This window comes from Stenotrophomonas sp. 2201_Sma, assembly GCF_056486685.1.
The window spans coordinates 778,170-799,405 of sequence record NZ_CM151329.1 but is presented as its reverse complement, the minus strand read 5'-3'; the positions used below and the strand labels follow the sequence as shown (position 1 = coordinate 799,405).

Annotated in this window: 22 protein-coding genes; 12 read left to right on the top strand and 10 right to left on the bottom strand. The window is 68.4% G+C overall.

The window, feature by feature from the left end; all coding sequences use genetic code 11:
* Nucleotides 1-22 precede the first annotated feature (22 nt).
* From wrbA to ACZLIF_RS03580, 3 genes are all read left to right on the top strand, one after another.
* Nucleotides 23-616 (top strand): NAD(P)H:quinone oxidoreductase, encoded by a 594-nt coding sequence (gene wrbA, locus ACZLIF_RS03590; RefSeq protein WP_053519154.1) that lies wholly within the window; start codon nucleotides 23-25, stop codon nucleotides 614-616.
* Nucleotides 613-948 (top strand): DUF2069 domain-containing protein, encoded by a 336-nt coding sequence (locus ACZLIF_RS03585; RefSeq protein ID WP_128988686.1) that lies wholly within the window; start codon nucleotides 613-615, stop codon nucleotides 946-948. Before wrbA ends, ACZLIF_RS03585 begins: the two co-directional genes overlap by 4 nt.
* 79 nt (nucleotides 949-1,027) lie before the next feature.
* Nucleotides 1,028-1,513: an asparaginase domain-containing protein gene (locus ACZLIF_RS03580; protein ID WP_053519164.1), complete on the top strand. Its 486-nt coding sequence runs from the start codon at nucleotides 1,028-1,030 to the stop codon at nucleotides 1,511-1,513.
* A 120-nt stretch (nucleotides 1,514-1,633) separates the two neighbouring features.
* Here the strand turns inward: ACZLIF_RS03580 and ACZLIF_RS03575 are convergent, their stop codons facing one another.
* The 3 genes from ACZLIF_RS03575 to sufT all read right to left on the bottom strand — a co-directional run bounded on the left by ACZLIF_RS03575 (nucleotide 1,634) and on the right by sufT (nucleotide 5,492).
* Nucleotides 1,634-3,376, bottom strand: a complete 1,743-nt coding sequence (locus ACZLIF_RS03575; protein WP_053519150.1) for a S8 family peptidase — start codon at nucleotides 3,374-3,376, stop codon at nucleotides 1,634-1,636.
* A gap of 410 nt (nucleotides 3,377-3,786) precedes the next feature.
* Entirely contained in the window at nucleotides 3,787-4,881 is a 1,095-nt protein-coding gene (locus ACZLIF_RS03570; protein ID WP_053519148.1) for a branched-chain amino acid aminotransferase, read from the bottom strand.
* Between the two features lie 59 nt (nucleotides 4,882-4,940).
* Nucleotides 4,941-5,492 carry a putative Fe-S cluster assembly protein SufT gene (sufT, locus tag ACZLIF_RS03565; RefSeq protein WP_004144911.1) on the bottom strand — a complete coding sequence of 184 codons (552 nt, stop codon included), beginning with the start codon at nucleotides 5,490-5,492 and terminating at the stop codon, nucleotides 4,941-4,943.
* 122 nt (nucleotides 5,493-5,614) lie between these two features.
* Between sufT and ACZLIF_RS03560 the strand changes: the two genes are divergently transcribed.
* Nucleotides 5,615-6,034, top strand: a complete 420-nt coding sequence (locus tag ACZLIF_RS03560) for a hypothetical protein (RefSeq protein WP_128988688.1) — start codon at nucleotides 5,615-5,617, stop codon at nucleotides 6,032-6,034.
* Between the two features lie 93 nt (nucleotides 6,035-6,127).
* Here ACZLIF_RS03560 and ACZLIF_RS03555 read toward each other — a convergent pair whose 3' ends face one another.
* Both ACZLIF_RS03555 and ACZLIF_RS03550 read right to left on the bottom strand, forming a co-directional pair.
* Nucleotides 6,128-7,588 (bottom strand): NAD(P)(+) transhydrogenase (Re/Si-specific) subunit beta, encoded by a 1,461-nt coding sequence (locus ACZLIF_RS03555; protein WP_128988690.1) that lies wholly within the window; start codon nucleotides 7,586-7,588, stop codon nucleotides 6,128-6,130.
* Nucleotides 7,585-7,905 carry an NAD(P) transhydrogenase subunit alpha part 2 gene (locus tag ACZLIF_RS03550; RefSeq protein WP_053519142.1) on the bottom strand — a complete coding sequence of 107 codons (321 nt, stop codon included), beginning with the start codon at nucleotides 7,903-7,905 and terminating at the stop codon, nucleotides 7,585-7,587. The genes ACZLIF_RS03555 and ACZLIF_RS03550 overlap by 4 nt, the downstream gene beginning before the upstream one ends.
* 97 nt (nucleotides 7,906-8,002) lie before the next feature.
* Here ACZLIF_RS03550 and ACZLIF_RS03545 point away from each other — a divergent pair, with 97 nt between their 5' ends.
* Genes ACZLIF_RS03545 through ACZLIF_RS03535 form a run of 3 tightly spaced genes read left to right on the top strand, consistent with a single transcriptional unit; the run spans nucleotide 8,003 to nucleotide 9,366 of the window.
* On the top strand, nucleotides 8,003-8,587 hold the full coding sequence (locus tag ACZLIF_RS03545; RefSeq protein ID WP_128988692.1) for an RNA polymerase sigma factor: 585 nt from the start codon (nucleotides 8,003-8,005) through the stop codon (nucleotides 8,585-8,587).
* Nucleotides 8,584-8,910 (top strand): hypothetical protein, encoded by a 327-nt coding sequence (locus ACZLIF_RS03540; RefSeq protein WP_065182855.1) that lies wholly within the window; start codon nucleotides 8,584-8,586, stop codon nucleotides 8,908-8,910. The genes ACZLIF_RS03545 and ACZLIF_RS03540 overlap by 4 nt, the downstream gene beginning before the upstream one ends.
* Nucleotides 8,911-8,913: 3 nt before the next feature.
* Entirely contained in the window at nucleotides 8,914-9,366 is a 453-nt protein-coding gene (locus ACZLIF_RS03535) for a DUF3106 domain-containing protein (RefSeq protein WP_053519136.1), read from the top strand.
* A 199-nt stretch (nucleotides 9,367-9,565) separates the two neighbouring features.
* Here the strand turns inward: ACZLIF_RS03535 and ACZLIF_RS03530 are convergent, their stop codons facing one another.
* On the bottom strand, nucleotides 9,566-10,645 hold the full coding sequence (locus tag ACZLIF_RS03530; protein WP_111186078.1) for an NAD(P) transhydrogenase subunit alpha: 1,080 nt from the start codon (nucleotides 10,643-10,645) through the stop codon (nucleotides 9,566-9,568).
* Between the two features lie 52 nt (nucleotides 10,646-10,697).
* Nucleotides 10,698-13,016, bottom strand: coding sequence for a DUF1631 domain-containing protein (locus tag ACZLIF_RS03525; protein WP_128988694.1), 2,319 nt, complete (start codon nucleotides 13,014-13,016; stop codon nucleotides 10,698-10,700).
* Between the two features lie 331 nt (nucleotides 13,017-13,347).
* Between ACZLIF_RS03525 and ACZLIF_RS03520 the strand changes: the two genes are divergently transcribed.
* From ACZLIF_RS03520 to ACZLIF_RS03505, 4 genes are read left to right on the top strand one after another with little or no spacing between them, the layout of a single operon-like run.
* Nucleotides 13,348-13,929 carry a nitroreductase family protein gene (locus tag ACZLIF_RS03520; RefSeq protein WP_065176012.1) on the top strand — a complete coding sequence of 194 codons (582 nt, stop codon included), beginning with the start codon at nucleotides 13,348-13,350 and terminating at the stop codon, nucleotides 13,927-13,929.
* Nucleotides 13,926-14,876 carry a 5'-3' exonuclease gene (locus ACZLIF_RS03515; protein ID WP_065175990.1) on the top strand — a complete coding sequence of 317 codons (951 nt, stop codon included), beginning with the start codon at nucleotides 13,926-13,928 and terminating at the stop codon, nucleotides 14,874-14,876. Before ACZLIF_RS03520 ends, ACZLIF_RS03515 begins: the two co-directional genes overlap by 4 nt.
* Nucleotides 14,873-15,427: an NUDIX hydrolase gene (locus ACZLIF_RS03510; protein WP_053519128.1), complete on the top strand. Its 555-nt coding sequence runs from the start codon at nucleotides 14,873-14,875 to the stop codon at nucleotides 15,425-15,427. The genes ACZLIF_RS03515 and ACZLIF_RS03510 overlap by 4 nt, the downstream gene beginning before the upstream one ends.
* Complete coding sequence (locus tag ACZLIF_RS03505) at nucleotides 15,420-16,217, top strand: N-formylglutamate amidohydrolase (RefSeq protein WP_128988696.1); 798 nt, start codon at nucleotides 15,420-15,422, stop codon at nucleotides 16,215-16,217. The genes ACZLIF_RS03510 and ACZLIF_RS03505 overlap by 8 nt, the downstream gene beginning before the upstream one ends.
* Before the next feature lie 112 nt (nucleotides 16,218-16,329).
* Here ACZLIF_RS03505 and ACZLIF_RS03500 read toward each other — a convergent pair whose 3' ends face one another.
* Nucleotides 16,330-17,742, bottom strand: coding sequence for an MFS transporter (locus ACZLIF_RS03500; protein ID WP_111186080.1), 1,413 nt, complete (start codon nucleotides 17,740-17,742; stop codon nucleotides 16,330-16,332).
* 105 nt (nucleotides 17,743-17,847) lie between these two features.
* Between ACZLIF_RS03500 and ACZLIF_RS03495 the strand changes: the two genes are divergently transcribed.
* Entirely contained in the window at nucleotides 17,848-18,732 is an 885-nt protein-coding gene (locus ACZLIF_RS03495; protein ID WP_065182851.1) for a LysR family transcriptional regulator, read from the top strand.
* Nucleotides 18,733-19,236: 504 nt separating this feature from the next.
* Here the strand turns inward: ACZLIF_RS03495 and pip are convergent.
* Nucleotides 19,237-20,178 (bottom strand): prolyl aminopeptidase, encoded by a 942-nt coding sequence (gene pip, locus ACZLIF_RS03490; RefSeq protein ID WP_065175985.1) that lies wholly within the window; start codon nucleotides 20,176-20,178, stop codon nucleotides 19,237-19,239.
* Nucleotides 20,179-20,226: 48 nt separating this feature from the next.
* Complete coding sequence (prmC, locus tag ACZLIF_RS03485) at nucleotides 20,227-21,084, bottom strand: peptide chain release factor N(5)-glutamine methyltransferase (RefSeq protein WP_128990828.1); 858 nt, start codon at nucleotides 21,082-21,084, stop codon at nucleotides 20,227-20,229.
* Nucleotides 21,085-21,236: the final 152 nt, after the last annotated feature.

Here is a 21,236-nt window from a genome sequence, read left to right as displayed (position 1 = left end):
ACGATGAGGAGACCTGGGCACGATGGGCGAGATCCTGGTGCTTTACTACAGCCGCGGTGGCTCGGTGGCACGGCTGGCGCGCCAGATCGCGCGGGGAATCGGCGAGGTGCCGGGAATGGTGGCGCGGCTGCGCACGGTGCCGCCGGTGGCGGCCGTGACCCAGACCGCACAGCCGCCGGTGCCCGACGATGGCGCCCCCTACGTGAGCGTGCAGGATCTGGCCGACTGCCAGGGGCTGCTGCTGGGCAGTCCGACGCGGTTCGGCAACATGGCCGCGCCGGTCAAGCACTTCCTCGATGGACTCGGTGCTGAATGGGTCAATGGCACGCTTGCGGGCAAGCCCGCCGGCGTGTTCACCTCGACCGCATCAATGCACGGCGGGCAGGAATCGACCCTGCTGACCATGCAGGTGCCGTTGCTGCATCACGGCTGCCTGATCGTCGGCATTCCGTTCACCGAACCGGGTTTGAGCCACACCACCAGCGGCGGCACGCCCTACGGCGCCAGCCATGTGGCGGGAGCGGCCGACGACCCGCAGCCGACCGATGATGAGGCGGTGCTGGCGCGGGCGCTGGGCCGTCGCGTCGCCGATATCGCGCAGCGGCTGGCCCGATGAACGCCGCGCCGCGTACGGCTCTGCTGCTGGCCCTGATGGGTCTGGCCGCGCTGTTTGCAGGCTGGTTCATCAACGACAAGCACTGGCTGGCCACCCAGCTGGTGTTCACCGCCCCACCGCTTGCACTGGCCATCGCCCTGCGCCTGGGCTGGCGCAAGGCAGGGTTCTGGGCCTCGGTGCTGGCCCTGGGCTGGTTCAGCCACGGCGTGATGAGCGCCTGGAGCCACCCGGAGACGCGCTGGCTGGCGCTGATCGAGATCGCGCTGGCCCTGCTGGTGATCTTCAGCGCCAGCCTGCCAGGGCTGCGCGCCCGCTTCGGCAGGCGACGCTGACGCTGCGCCTCCCGGGCCGTATCATCTGCGTTCCCGGCCCCGCGCCGCTGCACCTGTCCTGGTTTCGCGCATGCACATGATGGAAGAGCTCCTGGTCGTCACCACCGGTGGCACGATCGACAAGATCTACTTCGACGACAAGTCGGACTACCAGATCGGCGATCCGCAGATCGGCATGATCCTGCGCGAGCTGGGGGTGACGTTCCGCTTCAACGTGATTCCGATCCTGCGCAAGGATTCGCTGCACATCAACGATGAGGACCGCGAGCTGATCCGGGCCACCATCGCCGCGCAGCCGACCCGGCATGTGCTGGTGACCCATGGCACCGATTCGATGGTGCAGACCGGCAAGGTGCTGGCGACGATCGCGGACAAGACCATCGTGATGACCGGCGCGCTCAGTCCGGCACGTTTCCGCGGTTCGGACGCGGAGTTCAACATCGGCTGCGCGATCGGCGCGGTACAGTCGCTGCCGGCCGGCGTCTACATCGCGATGAACGGGCGGATTTTCGACCCGCAGCACGTGCGCAAGAACGTTGCCGCGAACCGCTTCGAATCGGTTTGAGGAACGGAGTGCCGACCAAGGTCGGCACCCACCACGACGCGGCGGCACGCACCACCGCGCGGCCCCATGCAAAAACGCCCCGGCCGAAGCCAGGGCGTGCCCTAGGAGAGGGTCTTGGGCTCAGTACTGGGCGTTGAGGGTCACGCCCGAGAAGGTGCTGTAGGCCTTCACCCGTACGTACCAGGTACCTGCAGCGGGGCTGTTGACCGTGCAGGTCTCGCTGTTGCCGCTCAGGTACGGACGGCACGTGTAGGCGGTATCGGTCGGCGCGCTGCCCTGCCGCAGGTACAGGTCGGCATCACCGCTGCCACCGCTGATCGTCACCCGCAGCTGGCTGCTGCCGGACGGGACATTGACGGTGTAGTTCAGCGAAGCGCCCGATGCGGCACCCAGTCCGCTCACCGGTACGTTGTTCTGCAGCACGGTGCCGCCCGGGTTCGGGTTGCCACCGCCATTGATCGCTGCCGCCACTGCAGCATCGGCGTCGATGATGCCGGCGCCACAGCCACCCGAACAGGCACCCGGCAGCGGCCGAGCGGTGCTCTTGATGATGCTTTCCACCTGGGCCGGGCTCAGCGGGCTCGGTGCGACCGACTGCATCAGCGCGACCACGCCGGCCACGTGCGGTGCTGCCATCGAGGTGCCGTTGTACGAGGCATAGCTGGCGCTGCCCGGCGTGGTGGTGCCGGTGTTGAGAGTGGACAGGATGCCCTGGCCCGGCGCGGAGATGTCGATGCCCGTGCCGTAGTTGGAGAAGCTGGCACGTGCGCCCGCCGACGTGGTGGCCGCCACCGCGATCACGTTCGGGCAGTTGGCCGGTACCGATGAAGACACGTTGGTGTTGCTGTTGCCTGCGGCCACCACGACCGTGGTGCCACGGCCGACGGCGCCGTTGATCGCGTTCTGGTAGGTGGTCGAGCAGCTGCCGCCACCACCCAGCGAGAGGTTGATGACCTCGGCCGGATTGGCATTGGCCGGCACGCCGCTGACACTGCCGCCGGAGGCCCACACGATGGCGTCGGCGATGTCGGAGGTGTAGCCACCGCACTTGCCGAGCACGCGCACCGGCACGACCTTGGCATTGAAGGCAGTACCCGCCACGCCGGTGCTGTTGTTGGTCACCGCTGCCACGGTGCCGGCAACGTGGGTGCCGTGCCAGCTGGAGTTGGAGGCCGGGTAGCCTGCGCCACATTCGTTGGCGGCGTACCAGTCACCCTCGTCGTTGGGATTGCTGTCGCGGCCACCGCCGTCGCGTGCCATTGCCGCGTCGCTGATGAAGTCATAGCCGGGCAGGATGTTGGCGTTCAGATCGGGGTGGTTGGTGATGCCGGTGTCGATCACCGCGACGACCACGCCGGTGCCGGTGGCCTTGTCCCAGGCCGGGCGCACGTTGATCGAGGCGTTGGACGTACCGAACCCCCACTGTTCGCTGAAGCGGGTGTCGTTCGGCGTCAGCGTCGCGCGCATGATCTGGTCGACTTCCACGTACTCGACGTTGGGGTCGGCGGCGAGCTTGCGCATCAGCAGTTCGGATTCGGCCTGGTCCAGCGGACGATCGGTCCTGACCAGGGTCGGGCCGACGGCCAGCTTGCGGACCTGCTGCAGGCCCAGCGCGCGGCCCTGGCTGCTGGCAAGGCCCGCAGCCGCTGTCTTCAGCGACGATGCCAGGGCGGTGGTGTTGGCCACCGGCGCACTGCCGTCGCGATACTTGACGATGAAACGCTGGTGCGTCGGCGCGGACTGCAGCCCGCTGAGCTGGACATCACCGGCCAGCGCAGGCGTGGCCAGCAGCAGCGATGAAAGAACGGAAGCACCAAGGACCACCCACACTCGACGCACACGCGGTTGCGTTACCTGGGACATCGTATTTCCCTTTCTAGTGGTGTGAATGCCGGAATCGGCAGAAACACCGGCCCGAACCATGGGCTGGCTTGCGTTGGCGAGGTCCGGAGTCCGGCGAGCCAGCGGATCCCCCTTACGATCCGCCGTGCCGATGACGCTAATGGCCTAAACCGGACACCACAATATTTTCAGTGTCTTTTCAGGAACATGAAATGTTCGATCTGAGACTTTCCGGGTCGAGGGTTTGTGAAGATGAAGGAACTTTCGCGCCACGCGCACGAACCTGACTGGGCAGATGTCCTGTCCACCGATGACTTTGCCGACATCGGCGGCCGGCCTCCCCCGTAAACGACGAAGGCCCGTCGCGGGGACGGGCCTTCGGGGAACAGCGCAGCCGGGCATGGGCCCGGCGCTACCGACTGGCGGGAGGATCAGCCCAGCCTGACCAGCCAGTTGTGGCGGTCCGGCAGGCGGCCGTACTGGATGTCGGTCAGTTCCTTGCGCAGCGACATGGTCACTTCGCCGGCCGGCGCGTTGAGGTCGCCCACCGAGAAACCTTCGCCCTTGAGCTGGCCGATCGGGGTCACCACCGCAGCGGTGCCGCAGGCGAACACCTCGCTGATCGCACCGGATGCAACGCCGTCCTTCCACTCGTCGATGCTGACCTTGCGCTCCTCGACCTTCATGCCGCGGTCGCGGGCCAGCTGCAGGATGCTCTCGCGGGTGATGCCTTCCAGGATGCTGCCCGACAGCTGCGGCGTGACCAGGGTGCCGTCCTTGTAGACCAGGAAGACGTTCATGCCGCCCAGTTCCTCCAGGTACTTGCCCTCGACCGGGTCGAGGAACAGCACCTGCGAGCAGCCCTGCGCCTGGGCCTTCTGCTGCGGCAGCAGCGAGGCGGCGTAATTGCCACCGCACTTGGCCGCGCCGGTGCCGCCCTTGGCCGCACGCGCATATTCGGTGGACAGCCAGATCGACACCGGTGCCACGCCCTTGGCGAAGTACGGACCGGCCGGGCTGGCGATGACGTAATAGCCGGCCTTGTGCGCGCCACGCACGCCGAGGAAGGCCTCGTCGCCAATCATGAACGGGCGGAAGTACAGGCTGGACTCATCCGCCGACGGCACCCAGGCGCTGTCCACGGCGATCAGCTGTTTCAGCGACTCGACGAAGATCTCCACCGGCAGTTCCGGCAGCGCCAGGCGCTGTGCCGAGCGCTGCAGGCGACGGCCGTTGGCATCCGGACGGAAGGTCCAGATCGAGCCGTCGGCATGACGGTAGGCCTTGATGCCCTCGAAGATCTCCTGTCCGTAATGCAGCACGGCCGCTGCCGGGTCCAGCTGCAGCGGGCCATAGGCACGCACGTTGGCGTTGTGCCAGCCGGTGTCCTTGTCCCACCGCACTTCCACCATGTGGTCGGTGAAGTGCAGGCCGAAACCCGGCTTCTCCAGGATCGTGGCGCGCTCTTCAGCGCTGCGCGGGTGGTCCGAACGGGTGACGGCGAAGCTGGGGATGGACTGGGACACCGGAGGATTCCTGTTCTGGTTGCGGGTAGTGCCGGGCCCGCGTCACTGCGGGCCCTGGGTCAAAGCATGCCGGTCTCGAGACGGGCCGCCTCGGACATCATGTGCTGGTTCCATGGCGGATCGAACACCAGCTCGACGTCGGCCTCGGCCACCGTCGGGATCATTTCCAGCTTGCTGCGCACGTCGTCGACCAGGATGTCACCCATGCCGCACGCGGGCGCGGTCAGGGTCATCTTCACGTCGATCTCGCGCTGGCCCTCGTCCAGATGCTTGATCTCGACCTCGTAGACGAGGCCCAGTTCGACGATGTTCACCGGAATTTCCGGATCGAAGCAGGTGCGAAGCTGCTGCCATACCAGTTGCTCCACCTGTTCGTCGGTGGCGTCGGCCGGCAGTTCCAGCGGAGCGGGTGCTTCCTTGCCGATGGCGTCGCCATCCTTGCCGGCGATGCGGAACAGGTTGCCTTCGACGAATACCGAATAGCTGCCGCCCAGCGCCTGGGTGATGTATCCATAGCTGCCGGCGGGCAGGGTCACGGTGTCGCCCTGCGGGACCATCACGGCCTCGCAATCGCGTTCGAAGTGGACAGGTTCGCTGCTACGGGAATACATGGGGACCGATATGGGGCCGTGGCCATGGCCACGCAAGACGGCATTCTAGCCCAGCCGTCCTGCGCCCGCCGGTGCACCGCGGCAAACCACAGTATCCTGTGGGTGACTTTCAGGAAGCTTCGATGTCCTCCAATGCCGCGCGTGCCAGGACCGTGACCTGGCTCTGGCCCTTCATGCTGCTGCTGGGCCTGGTTGTTGCTCCCCTCGCCTGGATGCTGCTGGCCCTGATGACCGGCCGCCAGGTCGGCTGGATGGCAGTGCTGACCGCTCTGGAACTGGTGTTCATGCTGCGTCTGGGCACACTCGGTCCCGGCCGTCTTCGCGTGGCCCTGGTGGTGGCCGGCACGCTGCTGGTGGCGGCGGCGGCGAACTGGGCGATCGCCAGCGCCTGGATGGGCGGCTCGATGGGGCTCAACCCCTGGGACGCCTCGCTGCGCATGGGCCCGCATCTGGCCTGGACGCTGATCAACCTGGCCAATGGCGCGATGGAATGGCTGTGGCTGGCGATCGGCGTGGCCGTCGGCGCCTGGCTGGCGCGCTGATCGCACCTGACGTGGGTAGCGCCGGGCCATGCCCGGCGAGCGCAGCGCCCCGCGCATCAGGCGCCGGGCCATGCCCGGCGCTGCCGCTACAGCTCAATGCCCGCCGTCGAGCGCCTTCAGCTCGCTGACCAGCGACGCTGCCGCCTCAGCGCCGTCCCCGTACAGCATGCGCGTGTTGTCGGCGTAGAACAGCGCATTCTCGATCCCGGCAAAGCCGGTCCCGCGACCGCGCTTGATCACCACCACGTTGCGTGCGTTGATCACGTCCAGCACCGGCATGCCGTAGATCGGACTGGCCGGATCGGTACGTGCGACCGGATTGACCACGTCGTTGGCGCCGATCACCAGCACCACATCGGTACTGGCGAACTCGGGATTGATGTCGTCCATGTCGGCGATCAGGTCGTACGGCACACCGGCCTCGGCCAGCAGCACGTTCATGTGCCCGGGCATGCGCCCGGCGACCGGATGGATGGCGAACTTCACCTTGACCCCGCGCTGCCCCAACCGCTGTGCCAGTTCCCAGATCTTGTGCTGGGCCTGGGCCACGGCCATGCCGTAACCGGGCACGATCACCACGCGCTCGGCGAAGGCCATCATTGCCGCCACATCGGCCGCCTCGATCGGCTTCTGCGCGCCGGTGATCGCCTGTGCCTCTCCGCCTGCACCACCCCCGAAATTGGAGAACAGCACGTTGCGGATAGGCCGGTTCATCGCCTTGGCCATCAGGCGGGTCAGCAGGATGCCCGCCGCGCCGACCATCATGCCGGCGATGATCAAGGCCTCGTTGCCCAGCACGTAGCCCTCGAAGGACACCGCCAGACCGGTGAATGCGTTGTACAGCGAGATCACCACCGGCATGTCGGCGCCACCGATCGGCAGCGTCATCAGCACGCCCAGCGCCAGTGCCAGCACGAAGAAGGCGATGATCGCCCAGGTGCTGAGCGTGCTGGCCGCGACGATGGCCAGCACCACCACCGCCAGCGCCACCAGCAGGTTCAACGCCTGCTGCCCTGGCCAGATGACCCGCTTGTCGAGGCGGCCATCCAGTTTGGCCCAGGCGATCACGGAGCCGGACAGCGACACCGCGCCGATCGCGGCGCCGACCACCGCCAGCAGCAGCACGGTGGTGGAAGGCTGGCGTGCGGCAAGGTCGGCCAGCGCCTGTTCGCTCCAGTGCGTGGTATCGCGATGGGCCAGGAAGGCGTAGCGCAGCAGTTCGACCGCACCGATCGCCGCCGCCGAACCACCGCCCATGCCGTTGTACAGCGCCACCATCTGCGGCATGTCGGTGACCGCGACCTTGCCGGCCGACCACCAGGCCAGGCCGGCACCCAGCAGCAGCGCGACCAGGATAAGCGGCACGTTGTGCAGCTCGGGCAGGAAGAAGGTGGCCGCGGTGGCCAGCAGCATGCCCAGCCCGGCCCAGCGGATGCCGCTGCGCGCGGTCAGCGGCGAGGCCATCCGCTGCAGGCCGAGCAGGAAGAGCGTGGCGGCCACCAGGTAGCTGGCCTTGACCAGCCAATCGAGCAGTTCGACGGTGCTGATGTTCAAGCCTGCGGCTCCTTCGGTTCGTCCTTGCCTGCCCGCGGCGCGCTCGGCCTGAACATCTCCAGCATGCGCGCGGTGACCACGTAGCCGCCGGCGGCGTTACCGGCACCGAGCACCACGGCGATGAAGCCCAAGGCCTTTTCCAGCGGCGTCTGTGCGTGGCCGAGCACCACCATCGCGCCGATCAGCACGATGCCGTGGATGAAATTGGAACCCGACATCAGCGGGGTGTGCAGGATCACCGGCACCCGCGAAATGATCACGTGGCCGGCGATGGCGGCCAGCATGAAGATGTACAGCGCCACGAACCCGTCACTCATCAGCAACGCTCCCGCTCTGTCTTCGTCGGCCCATCATAACCATGGGCTGAACCCGGCGCGCATCCTCGTCAACCGGGGCCGCGCTCACGCGTTGTCGATGGTGACCCCGAGCAAGGAACCGTACCCTGTGCTGGTGAGCAGCCCCATCCCCCCGACCGCCGACACCGATGCCCTGCCGGCGTCGCTGGAAGCGTTCCTGGCGAGCATCGGCCCGCGCGCGTTCCGCTTCGCCGAGGCCGGCCTGCGCCAGCGCGAGGATGCCCTGGACGCCGTGCAGGATGCCCTGCTGCGCATGCTGGACTATGCCGACAAGCCCGCCAGCGAATGGGCGCCCCTGTTCTGGAGCATCCTGCGCCGGCGGGTGATCGACCTGCAGCGCCGACGCCGCTTCCGCCTCCCGTTCTGGCGCGACAACCAGGATGCCGACGGTGCCGACATCGACTGGGCCGACCCCGGCCCTACCCCGGCGCAGGCGCACGAGCAGCACCAGCAGTACCAGCAGCTGGTGCAGGCGCTGCGTACGCTGCCCGCCCGCCAGCGCGAAGCGTTCACCCTGCGCGTGCTGCAGGAACTGGACGGCGCCACCACCGCCCGCGCCATGGGCTGCAGCGAAGGCGCGGTAAAGACCCATCTCGCACGCGCCCGGCAGGCGCTGCAGGATTATCTGGAGAACCTCCCGTGAACCGCTCCCTGCCCTCCGATGACGCCTTGCGGCGCCTGCATGCGCATTCTCTGCAGGCGCTGTCGCCGGCAACGCTGTCGCGCTTGCGCCAGGCCCGCCAGGGCGCCCATGCAGCCCATCGTGGGCGCTGGCGTTGGTGGCTGGCCAGCGCCTGCTCGCTGGTGGTGGCGCTGGGCATCGGCGTGCAGTTCACCGGTCCGGACCTGCCGACGCGGCCAGCCCCGGTACCGACCGTTGCTGCAGTGGAAGACAACAGCGCGCTGTACGACGAGAATCCCGATCTGTACCTGTGGCTGGGCGACACCGACCTGGCGATGGAGTGAATCATGCTGCGACATCTCTCCCTGCCCCTGCTGATCGCCCTGGCGCTGCTGCCTGCAGCACCGGTGCTGGCGCAGACCCATGCGCCCGCGCCGCCCGCTCCCGGTGCTCCACTGCCTGCCTGGGATCAGCTCAGCCCCGCCCAGCGCGAGGCGGTGCTGGCCCCGCTGCGCGACCGCTGGAACGGCGCCGATGCCGGTCAGCGCCAGCGCATGCTGGCCCATGGCCAGCGCTGGCAGTCCATGAGCCCGGAAGAGCGCGACAAGGCCCGTCGTGGCCTGCGCCGGTTCGAGCACATGAGCCCGGAACAGCGTGAACAGGCACGCGCACTGTTCGGGCAGATGCGCCAGCTGCCCCCTGCCCAGCGCGACGCCCTGCGCGATCGCTGGTCCCGGATGACGCCGGAGGAGCGTCGCGACTGGGTGCGGGACAACCCGCCACCGGCAAAGCCGCGGTAGGCCTTCGGGATACAGGGGTCAGATCCCTTTGCCAGAGGCAAAGGGATCTGACCCCATGTCATTCTGGTCCCGGATGACGCCGGAGGAGCGTCGCGACTGGGTGCGGGACAACCCGCCACCGGCAAAGCCACGGTAAGCCTTCGGGATACAGGGGGTCAGATCCCTTTGGCAGAGGCAAAGGGATCTGACCCCATGCCATTCACGCCTGCCAGCGCGTCTTTGCCAGCAGTTCGTCTTCCCAGTCGAAGCTCAGCTGCCCTTCGCGTACGAACAGGGCAACGAAGTTGAGCAGGTTGCGCGCATACATCTCGCTGGCCTGGGTCGCACCCCGGCTGGCCAGGCCCAGTGGTCCATCGATGGTCACGCCCTGGTGTTCGATGCACTGCCCCGGCTGGGTCAGCGCGCAGTTGCCGCCGCTCTCGGCCGCCAGATCGACGATCACACTGCCCGCCGCCATGCCTTCCACCATCGCCGCAGTGACGATGGTCGGTGCCGGACGGCCCGGCACGGCTGCGGTACAGATCACTACATCGACGCTGCGCAGATGGTCGGCCAGCCGCCGCTGCTGCTCGGCCCGTTCTTCCTCGGTCAGCGCCCGCGCGTAGCCGCCCTCGCCGGCCGCGCTGACGCCCAGGTCGAGGAAGCGTGCGCCCAGCGACTGGATCTGCTCGCGCGTTTCCGGCCGCACATCGAATCCTTCCACCTGGGCGCCGAGGCGGCGCGCAGTAGCGATCGCCTGCAATCCTGCAACGCCAGCGCCGATCACCAGCACCTTGGCCGGACGCACGGTACCGGCCGCGGTGGTCAGCATCGGGAAGAAGCGTGGTGCACGCTCGGCTGCGATGAGCGCAGCCTTGTAGCCCGCCATGCCGGCCTGCGAACTGAGCACATCCATCGCCTGCGCACGGGTGGTGCGCGGCAACAGCTGCAGCGGGAACAGCAGCAGGCGGTCCTCGCTGGCCAGCGCCGCCAGTGTCGGATCGCTGGCCGGCGTCAGCAGGCCGACCACGGCTGCGCCCGGCTTGAGCCGGGCCAGCACCTGCGCCGGCGGCGCCTGCACGCACAGAAGGATGTCGATCTCGCCCCAGCGACCGTCATCGAATGCACGTGCGCCCGCGTCCTGATAGGCGGCATCGGGAAAACCGGCGGCCTCGCCCGCACCGGTTTCGTACCAGACGGTGACGCCCAGTGCGGCGAGCTTGCGCGCGGTCTCCGGCGTCAACGCTACGCGCCGTTCGCCCGGCGCGGTCTCCTTGATCCCCAGCAACGCCACGGCCATGCAGGTCCCCGCTGATCGGTGAGTTTTCCCGATCCTAGCAGGCGGCTCCCGCTCAGTGCAGGGTGGCGTTGCCCGGGTCGAGGCGGTCGATCACGCCCTGCATGGCGCTGTCGAAGGCGCCATCGTCGACATGCGCACGCAGGCGGCCCAGCCGCACCATCACCGCCAGTTCCTCCGGCGAAGCCACGCAGAAGCGCACGCCACGCCGGTTGACGAACAGCAGCCGGGAAGAAATCGGGCTCACCCAGGACAGCTTGCCGGCCTGCACCTTGCCGTCCTTGTCGACGAAGTCCAGCCAACTGCCGATCTCCATCCGGCGGAAGCGATCGGCATCGGCATTGTCGAAATCGTCGGTATCCACCTGGCTGCCCAGTTCGACCGTCGGCGAGTCCGCAACCGGCGGCATGGGCAGGACAACCTGCGGCAGCTCCGGCAGCGCACGTTCCAGCTCCGGCCGTGACTCGGCGATGCCCTGCAGGGTGTCATGCAGTGCATCGATGGCCGAGGTTGCCGCATCGCCGTGTACGCCGACACTGGCGAACACCTTGGCCAGCACCGGCTGCCAGGCTTGCAGCCAGGGCTTGCCGATGATCTGCCGGCGCGCTTCGGCCACTTCCTCCAGCAGGCCATCGCCCAGAGCCAGGGCTTCGGCGACCGATGCACCGTCTTCGCCCTCGCGCAGCAGCGCCAGGGTCAGGTGGTGCTGCCACGGCTGGCGCAGGAACTCGGCGATGGCCGGTGGCAGGGTGGCATCGCCTATGCGGCGATCCAGCTCGGTGGCCGCGCGCGTGCGGGCCATTTCCAGCTTTTCCTGGCCGCGCTGCGTTTCCGCTGCGCGCCGCTCGGCAATCTCGACGCGGCGACGGTGCTGCACCAGGAAGTCGCGGAACTCCTCTTCCAGGGTGAGGAAGATGGCCAGGTTCTCGTTGAACTCGGCGACCAGGCGCTCGATGATCTCCTCCACCTTGGCCATCAGCATGCGCTCGGCCTGGCTCTCGCCGGTGTTGCCTTCGCAGGCCTCGGCCAACGAATTGAGCAGCTTGCGCGCCGGATGGGTCTTCTGCACGAACATGCGGCGGTCGAGCATGGCGACCTTGACGAAGGGCACCACCAGGCGGCCGATCAGTTCGCGCGAGCGACCCTCCAGTTCGCGTTCATCCAGCATGACGTCGAACAGCATGCCGACCAGGTCGATCGCGTCCTCGTCCTGCGGATCCAGGCGGGTCTGGCCCGGGTCGACGCCCAGCCGGGTGGCGCTGGACAACACCTCGCTCTTCAGGCGCTGCGCGAGCGACTCACCATCCTCACCGATCGCCGCACGCAGCGTGGCGCTGGGGGTCGCCTGCAGCAGCGACAGCACCGACATCATCTCGCGCTGGCTCAACGGGCGCTGCTGGCCCACGGCCACCTGCGCGGCCGATGTTGCGTCCTCACGCACGTGGCGCGTCTGCTGCAGCAGTTCCTGCAGCGCTTCCAGCAACATCCCCTGCTGGCCATAGGCCTCGCTGCCGGCGGCGCCGGGACCGTCCCCACCGGCCTGCTGAAGGTGGCCTCGGCGCTCGGACCAGCGCGCGGCGAAGCGCTGCGCCCACGCCGGTGCGGCCTGCTCGTCATCGCTGAAATCGCTGTCGAACCCCGGCACCGGGCGCTGTTCGACCAGATCGTCCAGCCCCTGCGGTGGACGCGGGCCCGGGGCCGCCGGGGTGCGGCGCACCGCGCCCATCTGCGACATCACGCCGGCCGCCGCGAGCTGCTCGTCCAGCTTGTCGTAGATGCGGCCGACCGGCGCGCGCAGGTCGCGCTCGCACAGCTTGATCAGCACCAGGTGGACTTCCGGCGCCAGTTCGCAGCCGGCGAAGGCCTCGTGGATGGCCACGCCCAGATGTTCCGGGCTGATCGGGTTCAGGTCGGCATCCAGCGGCACATCGCCGGCCAGCCAGCCCAGGCGGCGGTCCAGCCGCGCCAGAACCGGCTTGAAATCACGCAGCAGCACCGTGGCGAAGTTGCGCACCGCCAGCCGCGATTCGAGCACGTGCTCGGCCAGCAGGCTCAGGCCATCCTCGGCCGGGCCGGACAGGGTCGCATCCGCCGACAGTGGCTCTCCGGCAACCAGAGCCGCCCAGGCGCGTTGCAGATGGCCGGCAAAGGCCGCCGCTATCTCCTCGCGCCGCCGGCGCAGCTCGCGCATCGCATCAAGGAACAGCAGCTGCGAGGCGCCGGCATTGCCGGCACGGTCGAACAGGGCGTCGTCGAAGCGCGCCAGTGCCGCCCCGAAGGCCTGGCACAGCGCGGGCAGGACGGCGTCACGGGCAAGCTGGAACTGGGCCGGGTCACGACCCGACGTTCCCAACGGTGTGGGCGCGCTCATCATTCGGGAAGGCTCCCCACCTTCTCTGGTGCGACAGACAACATGGACATCGCGACGACCGGCACACCCCATGTACCGATACGTCGATGGTAGGCCGGCCCGCCCCTCACGGACAGTGAAACAGTCCTCACTTCAAACCTCGTGACCCACGGCCCGGCAAGAGGGATATCGTAAGCCGTGCAAGGCCCGCGAGGCGAGAGGAAGCCGGCGTCCGATTGCCGCCAGTGGCATGATGTTCATCACAGTTTGATAGTGAGGGGACAGACGCCGCAGCCACGGCGTCATCGACCACCGCGACTATAATCAAATGCCCGTGATGACCGGTTCAGACGCCATGCCCGACCCCGCCGCCCTGCTTGCCCTCGATGCCCGCCGCTCGGTGCCCTCGCGGCAGCTGGGCGAGCCCGGGCCGGACCCGCAGACCCTGCTGCGCATGCTCTCCTCGGCGGTGCGGGTGCCCGACCACGGCAAGCGGGTGCCGTTCCGGTTCCTGAAGATTGCCGGCGATGCGCGTCACACTCTGGGCGCGTTCCTGGCCGAGCGCAGCCGCCAGCGCGATCCCACTGCCGGCGAGGCCGTGTTCGAGAAGGATCGCCAGCGTTTCAGCCATGCGCCGCTGGTGATCGTGGTGGTGGCCAGCCCCCGCCCCGACCCGAAGGTGCCCGAGCAGGAGCAGCTGATGACCGCTGGATGCGTCTGCTTTGCCCTGCTGCAGGCCGCACAGGCGCTGGGCTTCGGCGCCCAGTGGCTGACGGCGTGGATGGCGTTCGACCCGGCCGTACACGCCCATCTGGGGCTGGCCGACGGCGAGCGCATCGCCGGTTTCATCCATATCGGCACCGCCCGCGCCGACGTGCCCGAGCGCGAGCGTCCGGATCCAGCTGCCCTGCTGCGCGACTGGACGCCACCGGCATGACCTTGCCGGCACCGGCGCCGGCGCTGTACCTGGTCGACGCCAGCATCTACGTGTTCCGTGCCTGGCACTCGCTGCCCGACCAGTTCCAGGATGCGCAGGGCTGGCCGACCAATGCCGTGCACGGCTTCGCGCGCTTCCTGCTGGACCTGCTCGAACGCGAGCGTCCGCAGCACATCGCCATCGCCTTTGACGAGGCGCTGGACAGCGGCTTCCGCCATCGCCTGTATCCGGCGTACAAAGCCAACCGCGATCCGGCTCCGGAGGCGCTGAAGCGCCAGTTCGTGCATTGCAAGGCACTGTGCGCGGCGCTCGGTCTGGCCGTGCTTGCCCATCACGACTACGAGGCCGACGACCTGATCGGCAGCGCCCTGCATGTGCACCGCGGCAGCCACCGCGGTGTCATCATTTCCGCCGACAAGGACCTGTCGCAGCTGCTGCTGGACCACGACGAGCAGTGGGACTATGCGCGCAACCAGCGCTGGAGCGTGGCCGGGGTGAAAGCGCGGCATGGCGTGCATGCGCACCAGATCGCCGACTACCTGGCACTGTGCGGCGATGCGGTGGACAACATCCCCGGCATCAGCGGCGTCGGCAGCAAGTCCGCGGCGGTCCTGCTGGCCCACTTCGGCAGCCTGGATGTGCTGTACGAGCGCCTGGACGAAGTGCCCTTCCTGCGCCTGCGCGGCGCAGCGCAGATGGCAGTGCGCCTGCGCGAGCAGCGCGAGCATGCCCTGCTCTGGCGACAGCTGACCACCATCGCGCTGGACGCGCCGCTGGAAGGCTGCCAGCCTGGCCTGCTGCGGCAGACGGCCGACCCGGAGCTGCTCGGCGGCCTGTGCCAGACCCTGCGCTTCGGCCCGATGACCCGCCGCCGGCTGTTCAACGCCGCCGGCATGGCCGACCCGCTTCCCACTCCCTCCTTTTCCAATTCCGGCGAGCCCGCATGAGCCAGCGCAATACCGAAGCCCCGCGTGTCGTCTATGAAGGCAAGTACCAGCGCATGCTGGTACGCGGCACCTGGGAATACAGCGAACGCACCCACGCCGGTGGCCTGGCGGCGATCATCATCGCCGTCACCCCCGAGGACAAGGTGCTGTTCGTCGAGCAGTTCCGCGTGCCCCTGCAGGCATCGACCATCGAGATGCCGGCCGGGCTGGTCGGTGACATCCATGCCGGCGAGTCGATCGAAGTCTCGGCGGTACGCGAACTGGAAGAAGAGACCGGCTGGACCGCCGAGCACGCCGAAGTGCTGATGATCGGCCCGACCTCCTCAGGCGCCAGCAGCGAGAAGATCGCATTCGTGCGCGCCACCGGCCTGCGCCGGATCGGCGAAGGCGGCGGCGATGACAGCGAGGACATCACGGTGCACGAGGTCCCGCTCAAGCAGGCTGCCGCGTGGCTGGTGCAGAAGATGGGCGAAGGCTACGAGCTCGATGCCAAGCTCTGGGCCGGGCTGTGGATGATCGAACATCACCTGGACGGGCGCCCGCGTGGCTGACGCCGACCTGCACACCTTGCCGGCATTGCTGGGCGCTGACGACCCGGCGATCTACACCATCCACCGGCCGCAGGGCGCTTCGCCGTACCTGCTGCTGGCCGATCACGCCGGGCAGCAGGTACCGCGCTCACTGGCCGGCCTCGGCCTGCCGCAGCGCGAACTTGACCGCCATATCGGCTGGGACATCGGCATCGCCGGCACCACGCGTGCATTGGCCGAACGGCTGGATGCCTGGGCCATCGAGCAGACCTATTCGCGCCTGCTGATCGACTGCAACCGTCCGCTGGCATCGCCGACCCTGATTCCGGAAGCAAGCGATCACACCGTGGTACCGGGCAACGCCGGCCTGTCGGCCGCACAACGGCAGCAGCGCATCGACGCGATCCACGCGCCCTATCACGCCCGCATCGAAGCGGAACTGGATGCGCGCCGCGAAGCCGGCCGCCCGACCCTGCTGGTGATGATGCACAGCTTCACTCCCTCCATGAACGGCACGCTGCGGCCATGGCATGCCGGCGTGCTGTACCACCAGGACACGCGCTTTGCCCACGCCCTGCTGCAGGCACTGCGCGACGAAGGCGATCTGGTGGTCGGTGACAACGAACCGTATTCGGTAAGCAGTACCAGCGACTACGCGGTACCGGTGCACGGCGAAGGGCGCGGCCTGGTGCACGTCGAACTGGAGATCCGTCAGGACCTGATCGCCGACGCGGCCGGGCAGCAGGCGTGGGCCGAGCGGCTGGCGCGGATCTTCAGCGCGTTGCAGCCACGGCTGCTGGCATCGGTGTAACGCCATCCGGGCCCGGTAGCGCCGGGCCATGCCCGGCGGCACTGGAGGATTCACCGTCGCGTTGCGCCTCGCCGGGGATGGCCCGGCGCTACCGGGTCGTCCTGCAGGTCGATCATGCGTCGTTGGCCAGGCAGGCGGGGACCGCCGGGGCGACCGGCGCCGGGCGCAGGGCCAGCGCGATGACCACGCCGAGCAGTGCAAACACTGCGGCGCCGTACTCCGCACGCACCAGCCCGGCCAGCGCATCCGGAGAGCCGGCAGCTGCCACGTCGGCGTTGGCCACCATCACCAGTACCGCCAGGCCCAGCGCACCGCCGATCTGCTGTGCGGTGGCCGCCATGCCCGACGCCACGCCCTGCTGCGCCGCCGGCACGCCCTGACCCGCCACGATCCACATCGCGGTCCAGGTCATGCCCTGGCCGATGCTCAACACCACCACGCCCGGCAGCAATGGCCAGAAATTCGAGGCATGCGGCAGTGCCGCCGCCACCCAGGCGATGCCGACGGCACCGGCCAGGTTGCCGATCACCAGCACCCTGCGCGCGCTCCAGCGCTGCAGCGTCCACTCGGCAAGCTGGATGCCCACGGTGCACACCGCCGTGGCCGGCAGGAATGCCAGGCCGGCCTGCAGCGGACTCCAGCCGTAGCCGTCCTGGAAGTACAGCGCCATGAAGTAGTACTGCACACCGTAGCTGCTCATGAACGCGAAGGTCAGGCCGAGGGCGGCACGAAGGCCCGGCAGGCGCAGCAGCGCGAACTGCATCAGTGGATCGCGGCTGCGCAGCTCGATCTGCACGAACGCGAACAGGATCAGTATCGACAGCACCAGGCAGCCCAGCGTGACGGGCGCCGTCCACCCCCATTCGGGGCCTTGTACCAGCGTGGTCACCAGCAGGCTGCCACCCAGGGTCACGGTGATGCAGCCGGCCAGATCGAACGAACGGCCCTGCGGGCGCGAAGCATCGGGCGGCAGCCACGCACCGGCGGCAAGCGCGCACGCGGTGGCCAGCGGCACGATCACCGCCAGCACCGCCGGCCAGCCGAAGGCCTGGGTGAGTACGCCACCGAGCAGCGTACCCAAGGCAAGACCCACTGCACTGGCCATGCTCCAGATCGCCAGCGCGCGGTTGCGGGCCGGGCCTTCTTCATACAGGGTGTTGATCAGGGCCAGCGTTGCCGGGAACAGCAGCGCGGCACCGATGCCCTGCGCTGCGCGCGCGATGATCAGCAGGCCCGCATTCGGCGCCAGCGCGCCGAGCAGCGAAGCCACCGCGAACAACAGCATGCCCAGGCGGTAGAAGCGACGGCGGCCGATCAGGTCGGCGGCACGCCCGCCCAGCAGCAGGCTGCCGCCGAAGGCCACGGTGTAGGCACTGACCACCCATTGCAGCTGCTGCGCGTTGATCTGCAGCGCGCGGCCCATGTCATGCAGCGCGACAAAGATGATGGTGGCATCCAGGGCGATGATCAGCTGGGCGGTGGCCAGCAGGGTCAGTGCCCAGCGCGGGTATTTGAGGGGAGGCATCGGTGGTCTGGAGTGAAGGGGGAGCGCAGTCTCATTGATGCAGCGAAATCAATAAACCCCTCACCCGCCATATCTGTCATGATTTTCTGCATGAGTGGATCATCGATGGACCTCAACGCGGTGCGCATGCTGGTGCAGGTGGCCGAAGCACGCAGCTTCACCGTCGCTGCCGGCCAGCTCGGCCTGAGCCAATCCGGGCTGTCGCGCGCGATCAGCCGGCTCGAGGTGGACCTGGGCGTAAAGCTGCTGCAGCGGAACACGCGCAACGTGGCATTGACCCCGGATGGGCGCCAGTTTGTAGAACAGGTCGCGCCACTGCTGTGCGGACTGGAGGACGCGGAACGGCAGCTTGCAGATCGCCCCTGCACGCCGTCGGGCACGCTGAAGATCAGTGCGCCGTCGATGTTCGGCCGCAAGGTGCTGGTGCCCCTGCTGGCGCCGCTGCTGGAGCGCCATTCACAACTGCAGGTCGAAGCCGTGCTCAGCGATCGCCTGGTCGACCTGGTCGAAGAGGGGTTCGACGCCGCGCTGCGTACCGGCACCATCGCCGACCAGCGCATCGTCGCCCGGCCCCTGCGACCGCTGCGCTGGGTGACCGTCGCCAGCCCGGACTACCTCGCCCGGCGCGGTGCACCGGGCGATGTGGCCGCACTGGCGGGGCATGCCTGCCTGGCCGTGCGCAACCTGCGCAGTGGCCGCCTGGTGGACTGGCAGTTCCTTCAGGACGGCCAGCTGCGCGAGTTCACGCCACCGACGCGGATGGTGTTCGACAGCGGCGACCCATTGGTGGAAGCCGCCATCGCCGGTATCGGCATCGTGCAGGTAATGGACTTCGCCGTGGCCGACGCCTTGGCCGACGGTCGTCTGCTGCGCGTGCTGCAACCGTATGAAGGCCGCAGCCGCGAACTCTCGTTGATCTACCCACCTTCGCGCCAGCACTCGCCGAAGCTGCAGGTGCTGGCCGACGCGCTGCTTGCAGGGGACTGGTAGCACCGGACCAGGCCCGGCGAGTCAAACCGCGGCAACAGATCGCAACGCCGCCGGGCGTGGCCCGGCGCTACCGGAGCAACGTCTGCTGCAGGTAGGGAACGGGCAGCGCCGGGCCATGCCCGGCGAGTCGGAACTGCGGCGACAGATCGCAATGCCGCCGGGCGTGGCCCGGCGCTACCGGAGCAACGTCTGCTGCAGGTAGGGAACGGGTAGCACCGGACCAGGCCCGGCGAGTCAAACCGCGGCAACAGATCGCAACGCCGCCGGGCGTGGCCCGGCGCTACCGGAGCAACGTCTGCTGCAGGTAGGGAACGGGCAGCGCCGGGCCATGCCCGGCGAGTCGGAACTGCGGCGACAGATCGCAATGCCGCCGGGCGTGGCCCGGCGCTACCGGAGCAACGTCTGCTGCAGGTAGGGAACGGGTAGCGCCGGGCCATGCCCGGCGAGTCGGACCGCGACGACAGATCGCGATGCCGCCGGGCGTGGCCCGGCGCTACCGGCGCGTTACGCGAAGCTGTCCGTGGCGCGCACCAGCGCGTCGACATTCTCCGCTTCGAACGCGGAGTGGCCCGATGCCGGGGTGATTTCCAGCTTCGCCTTCGGCCACACCTTGGTCAGGTCCCAGGCATTGGCGAGCGGGCACACCACGTCGTAGCGGCCATGCACGATCACGCCCGGGATGTCGGCGATGCGGTGCGCGTCGCGCAGCAGCTGGTCTTCCACCTCGAAGAAGCCACCATTGACGAAGTAGTGGTTCTCGATACGGGCAAAGGCCAGCGCGAAATGCGGGTCTTCGTGGCTGTTGATGAAGTCGTCATCCACATGCAGGAAGCTGGTCGCACCCTCCCACACGGCCCAGGCCTTGGCTGCTTCCAGGCGGGTCGCCTCGTCTTCACTGGTCAGGCGACGGTGGAACGCCGAGATCAGGTCATGGCGTTCAACCACCGGGATGGGCTTCAGATAGTGCTCCCATGCATCGGGGAACAGGCGGTTGGCGCCTTCCTGGTAGAACCACTCCAGCTCCCAGCGGCGGAGCATGAAGATGCCGCGCAGAACCAGTTCGGTGACGCGCTGCGGATGGGTTTCGGCGTAGGCCAGCGCCAGGGTTGACCCCCAGCTACCACCGAACACCTGCCAGCGGTCGACGTTCAGATGCTCGCGCAGCCGCTCGATATCGGCGACGAGGTCCCAGGTGGTGTTGTCCACCAGATCCGCATGCGGCGTGGAACGGCCGGCACCGCGCTGGTCGAACAGGATGATGCGGTACTTCGCCGGGTCATGGAACTGGCGCATCTTGTCGCTGCAACCGCCGCCCGGACCGCCGTGCAGCATCACCACCGGCTTGCCATCCGGATTGCCGCACTGCTCGAAGTACAGCGTGTGGCGGTCGTCGACCTTCAGGGTGCCGACGTCATAGGGGGTGATGGCGGGGTACAGCGTACGCATGCTTGCAGCTCCAGGGTGATGCCCTGCCGGGGCAGGAGAACCCACATTCTAGGCCGGTCGCCGGCCGAGGGTGACCCGATCACGCTGCTCAAGGTCCTGCTGGGTCTGCACGTCGGCGAAACCGGCCGCATCGAACAGCGTGCGGATCGCCGCGCCCTGGTCCCAGCCGTGCTCGATCAGCAGCCAGCCCGCCGGCTGCAGGTGTTCGGGCGCGCCTGCAACGATGCGGCGGATATCGTCCAGTCCGTCGATGCCGGACGCCAGCGCGCTGGCCGGCTCGAACCGCAGGTCGCCCTGCTGCAGATGCGGATCTTCGCTGGCGATGTAGGGCGGATTGCTGGCAATCAGTGCAAAGCGCGCGCCCTGCAGCGGTGCGTACCAGTCCTGTCCGCCTTCAGCGAAACGCACGTTGCGCAGTTCATGGTGGGCGGCATTGCGCGCAGCCATGGCCAGTGCACCGGGGCTGGCATCGGTGGCCAGCACCTGTGCCAGCGGCCGCTCGCTGGCCAGGGCCAGGGCGATCGCACCACTGCCGGTCCCGAGGTCGGCCACGGACAGCGGGCGGTCCGGTGGCAGGCGCTCCAGCGCCAGCTCCACGAGCAGTTCGGTTTCCGGACGCGGGATGAGGGTCGCCGCATCGACCCGCAGATCAAGCGTCCAGAACCCGCGCCGGCCGGTCAGGTAGGCCACCGGCTCACCGGCGGCGCGACGCGCCAGCAGCGCCTCGAAGGCAGCCTGCGCCGTTGCCGGCAGCGGATCGGTCGCATGGGCGAACAGCCAGCTGCGTGGACGCTCCAGCACATGCAGCAGCAGCAGCTCGGCTTCGTGGCGGGCGTCGATGCCGCCCAGGCGGGCGCTGGCGTCGGCCACCACCTGGCGCAGGGAGGGTTGGGTTTGGGAAGACATTCCGCAATTGTAGAGCCGAGCCCATGCTCGGCTGCTTCTGGAACAGCCGAGCATGGGCTCGGCTCTACAGATCCGCGGTCAAGCGCGTGCTCGGCTCTACAAGAGCTGGAATCCGTTCAGGTTTCGCCCGGGGGCATAAGGAGGGGCTATCG

What these genes read in the sequence shown, in the direction of transcription:
- ACZLIF_RS03530 (WP_111186078.1), bottom strand. Translation starts at nt 10,645, where the DNA reads ATGGCCGTGGCGTTGCTGGGGATCAAGGAGACCGCGCCGGGCGAACGG.
- ACZLIF_RS03550 (WP_053519142.1), bottom strand. Translation starts at nt 7,905, where the DNA reads ATGAGTGACGGGTTCGTGGCGCTGTACATCTTCATGCTGGCCGCCATC.
- ACZLIF_RS03525 (WP_128988694.1), bottom strand. Translation starts at nt 13,016, where the DNA reads ATGATGAGCGCGCCCACACCGTTGGGAACGTCGGGTCGTGACCCGGCC.
- ACZLIF_RS03575 (WP_053519150.1), bottom strand. Translation starts at nt 3,376, where the DNA reads ATGTCCCAGGTAACGCAACCGCGTGTGCGTCGAGTGTGGGTGGTCCTT.
- sufT (WP_004144911.1), bottom strand. Translation starts at nt 5,492, where the DNA reads ATGTATTCCCGTAGCAGCGAACCTGTCCACTTCGAACGCGATTGCGAG.
- ACZLIF_RS03535 (WP_053519136.1), top strand. Translation starts at nt 8,914, where the DNA reads ATGCTGCGACATCTCTCCCTGCCCCTGCTGATCGCCCTGGCGCTGCTG.
- wrbA (WP_053519154.1), top strand. Translation starts at nt 23, where the DNA reads ATGGGCGAGATCCTGGTGCTTTACTACAGCCGCGGTGGCTCGGTGGCA.
- ACZLIF_RS03500 (WP_111186080.1), bottom strand. Translation starts at nt 17,742, where the DNA reads ATGCCTCCCCTCAAATACCCGCGCTGGGCACTGACCCTGCTGGCCACC.
- ACZLIF_RS03560 (WP_128988688.1), top strand. Translation starts at nt 5,615, where the DNA reads ATGTCCTCCAATGCCGCGCGTGCCAGGACCGTGACCTGGCTCTGGCCC.
- ACZLIF_RS03515 (WP_065175990.1), top strand. Translation starts at nt 13,926, where the DNA reads ATGACCTTGCCGGCACCGGCGCCGGCGCTGTACCTGGTCGACGCCAGC.
- pip (WP_065175985.1), bottom strand. Translation starts at nt 20,178, where the DNA reads ATGCGTACGCTGTACCCCGCCATCACCCCCTATGACGTCGGCACCCTG.
- ACZLIF_RS03585 (WP_128988686.1), top strand. Translation starts at nt 613, where the DNA reads ATGAACGCCGCGCCGCGTACGGCTCTGCTGCTGGCCCTGATGGGTCTG.
- prmC (WP_128990828.1), bottom strand. Translation starts at nt 21,084, where the DNA reads ATGTCTTCCCAAACCCAACCCTCCCTGCGCCAGGTGGTGGCCGACGCC.
- ACZLIF_RS03545 (WP_128988692.1), top strand. Translation starts at nt 8,003, where the DNA reads ATGGTGACCCCGAGCAAGGAACCGTACCCTGTGCTGGTGAGCAGCCCC.
- ACZLIF_RS03510 (WP_053519128.1), top strand. Translation starts at nt 14,873, where the DNA reads ATGAGCCAGCGCAATACCGAAGCCCCGCGTGTCGTCTATGAAGGCAAG.
- ACZLIF_RS03520 (WP_065176012.1), top strand. Translation starts at nt 13,348, where the DNA reads ATGCCCGACCCCGCCGCCCTGCTTGCCCTCGATGCCCGCCGCTCGGTG.
- ACZLIF_RS03495 (WP_065182851.1), top strand. Translation starts at nt 17,848, where the DNA reads ATGGACCTCAACGCGGTGCGCATGCTGGTGCAGGTGGCCGAAGCACGC.
- ACZLIF_RS03580 (WP_053519164.1), top strand. Translation starts at nt 1,028, where the DNA reads ATGGAAGAGCTCCTGGTCGTCACCACCGGTGGCACGATCGACAAGATC.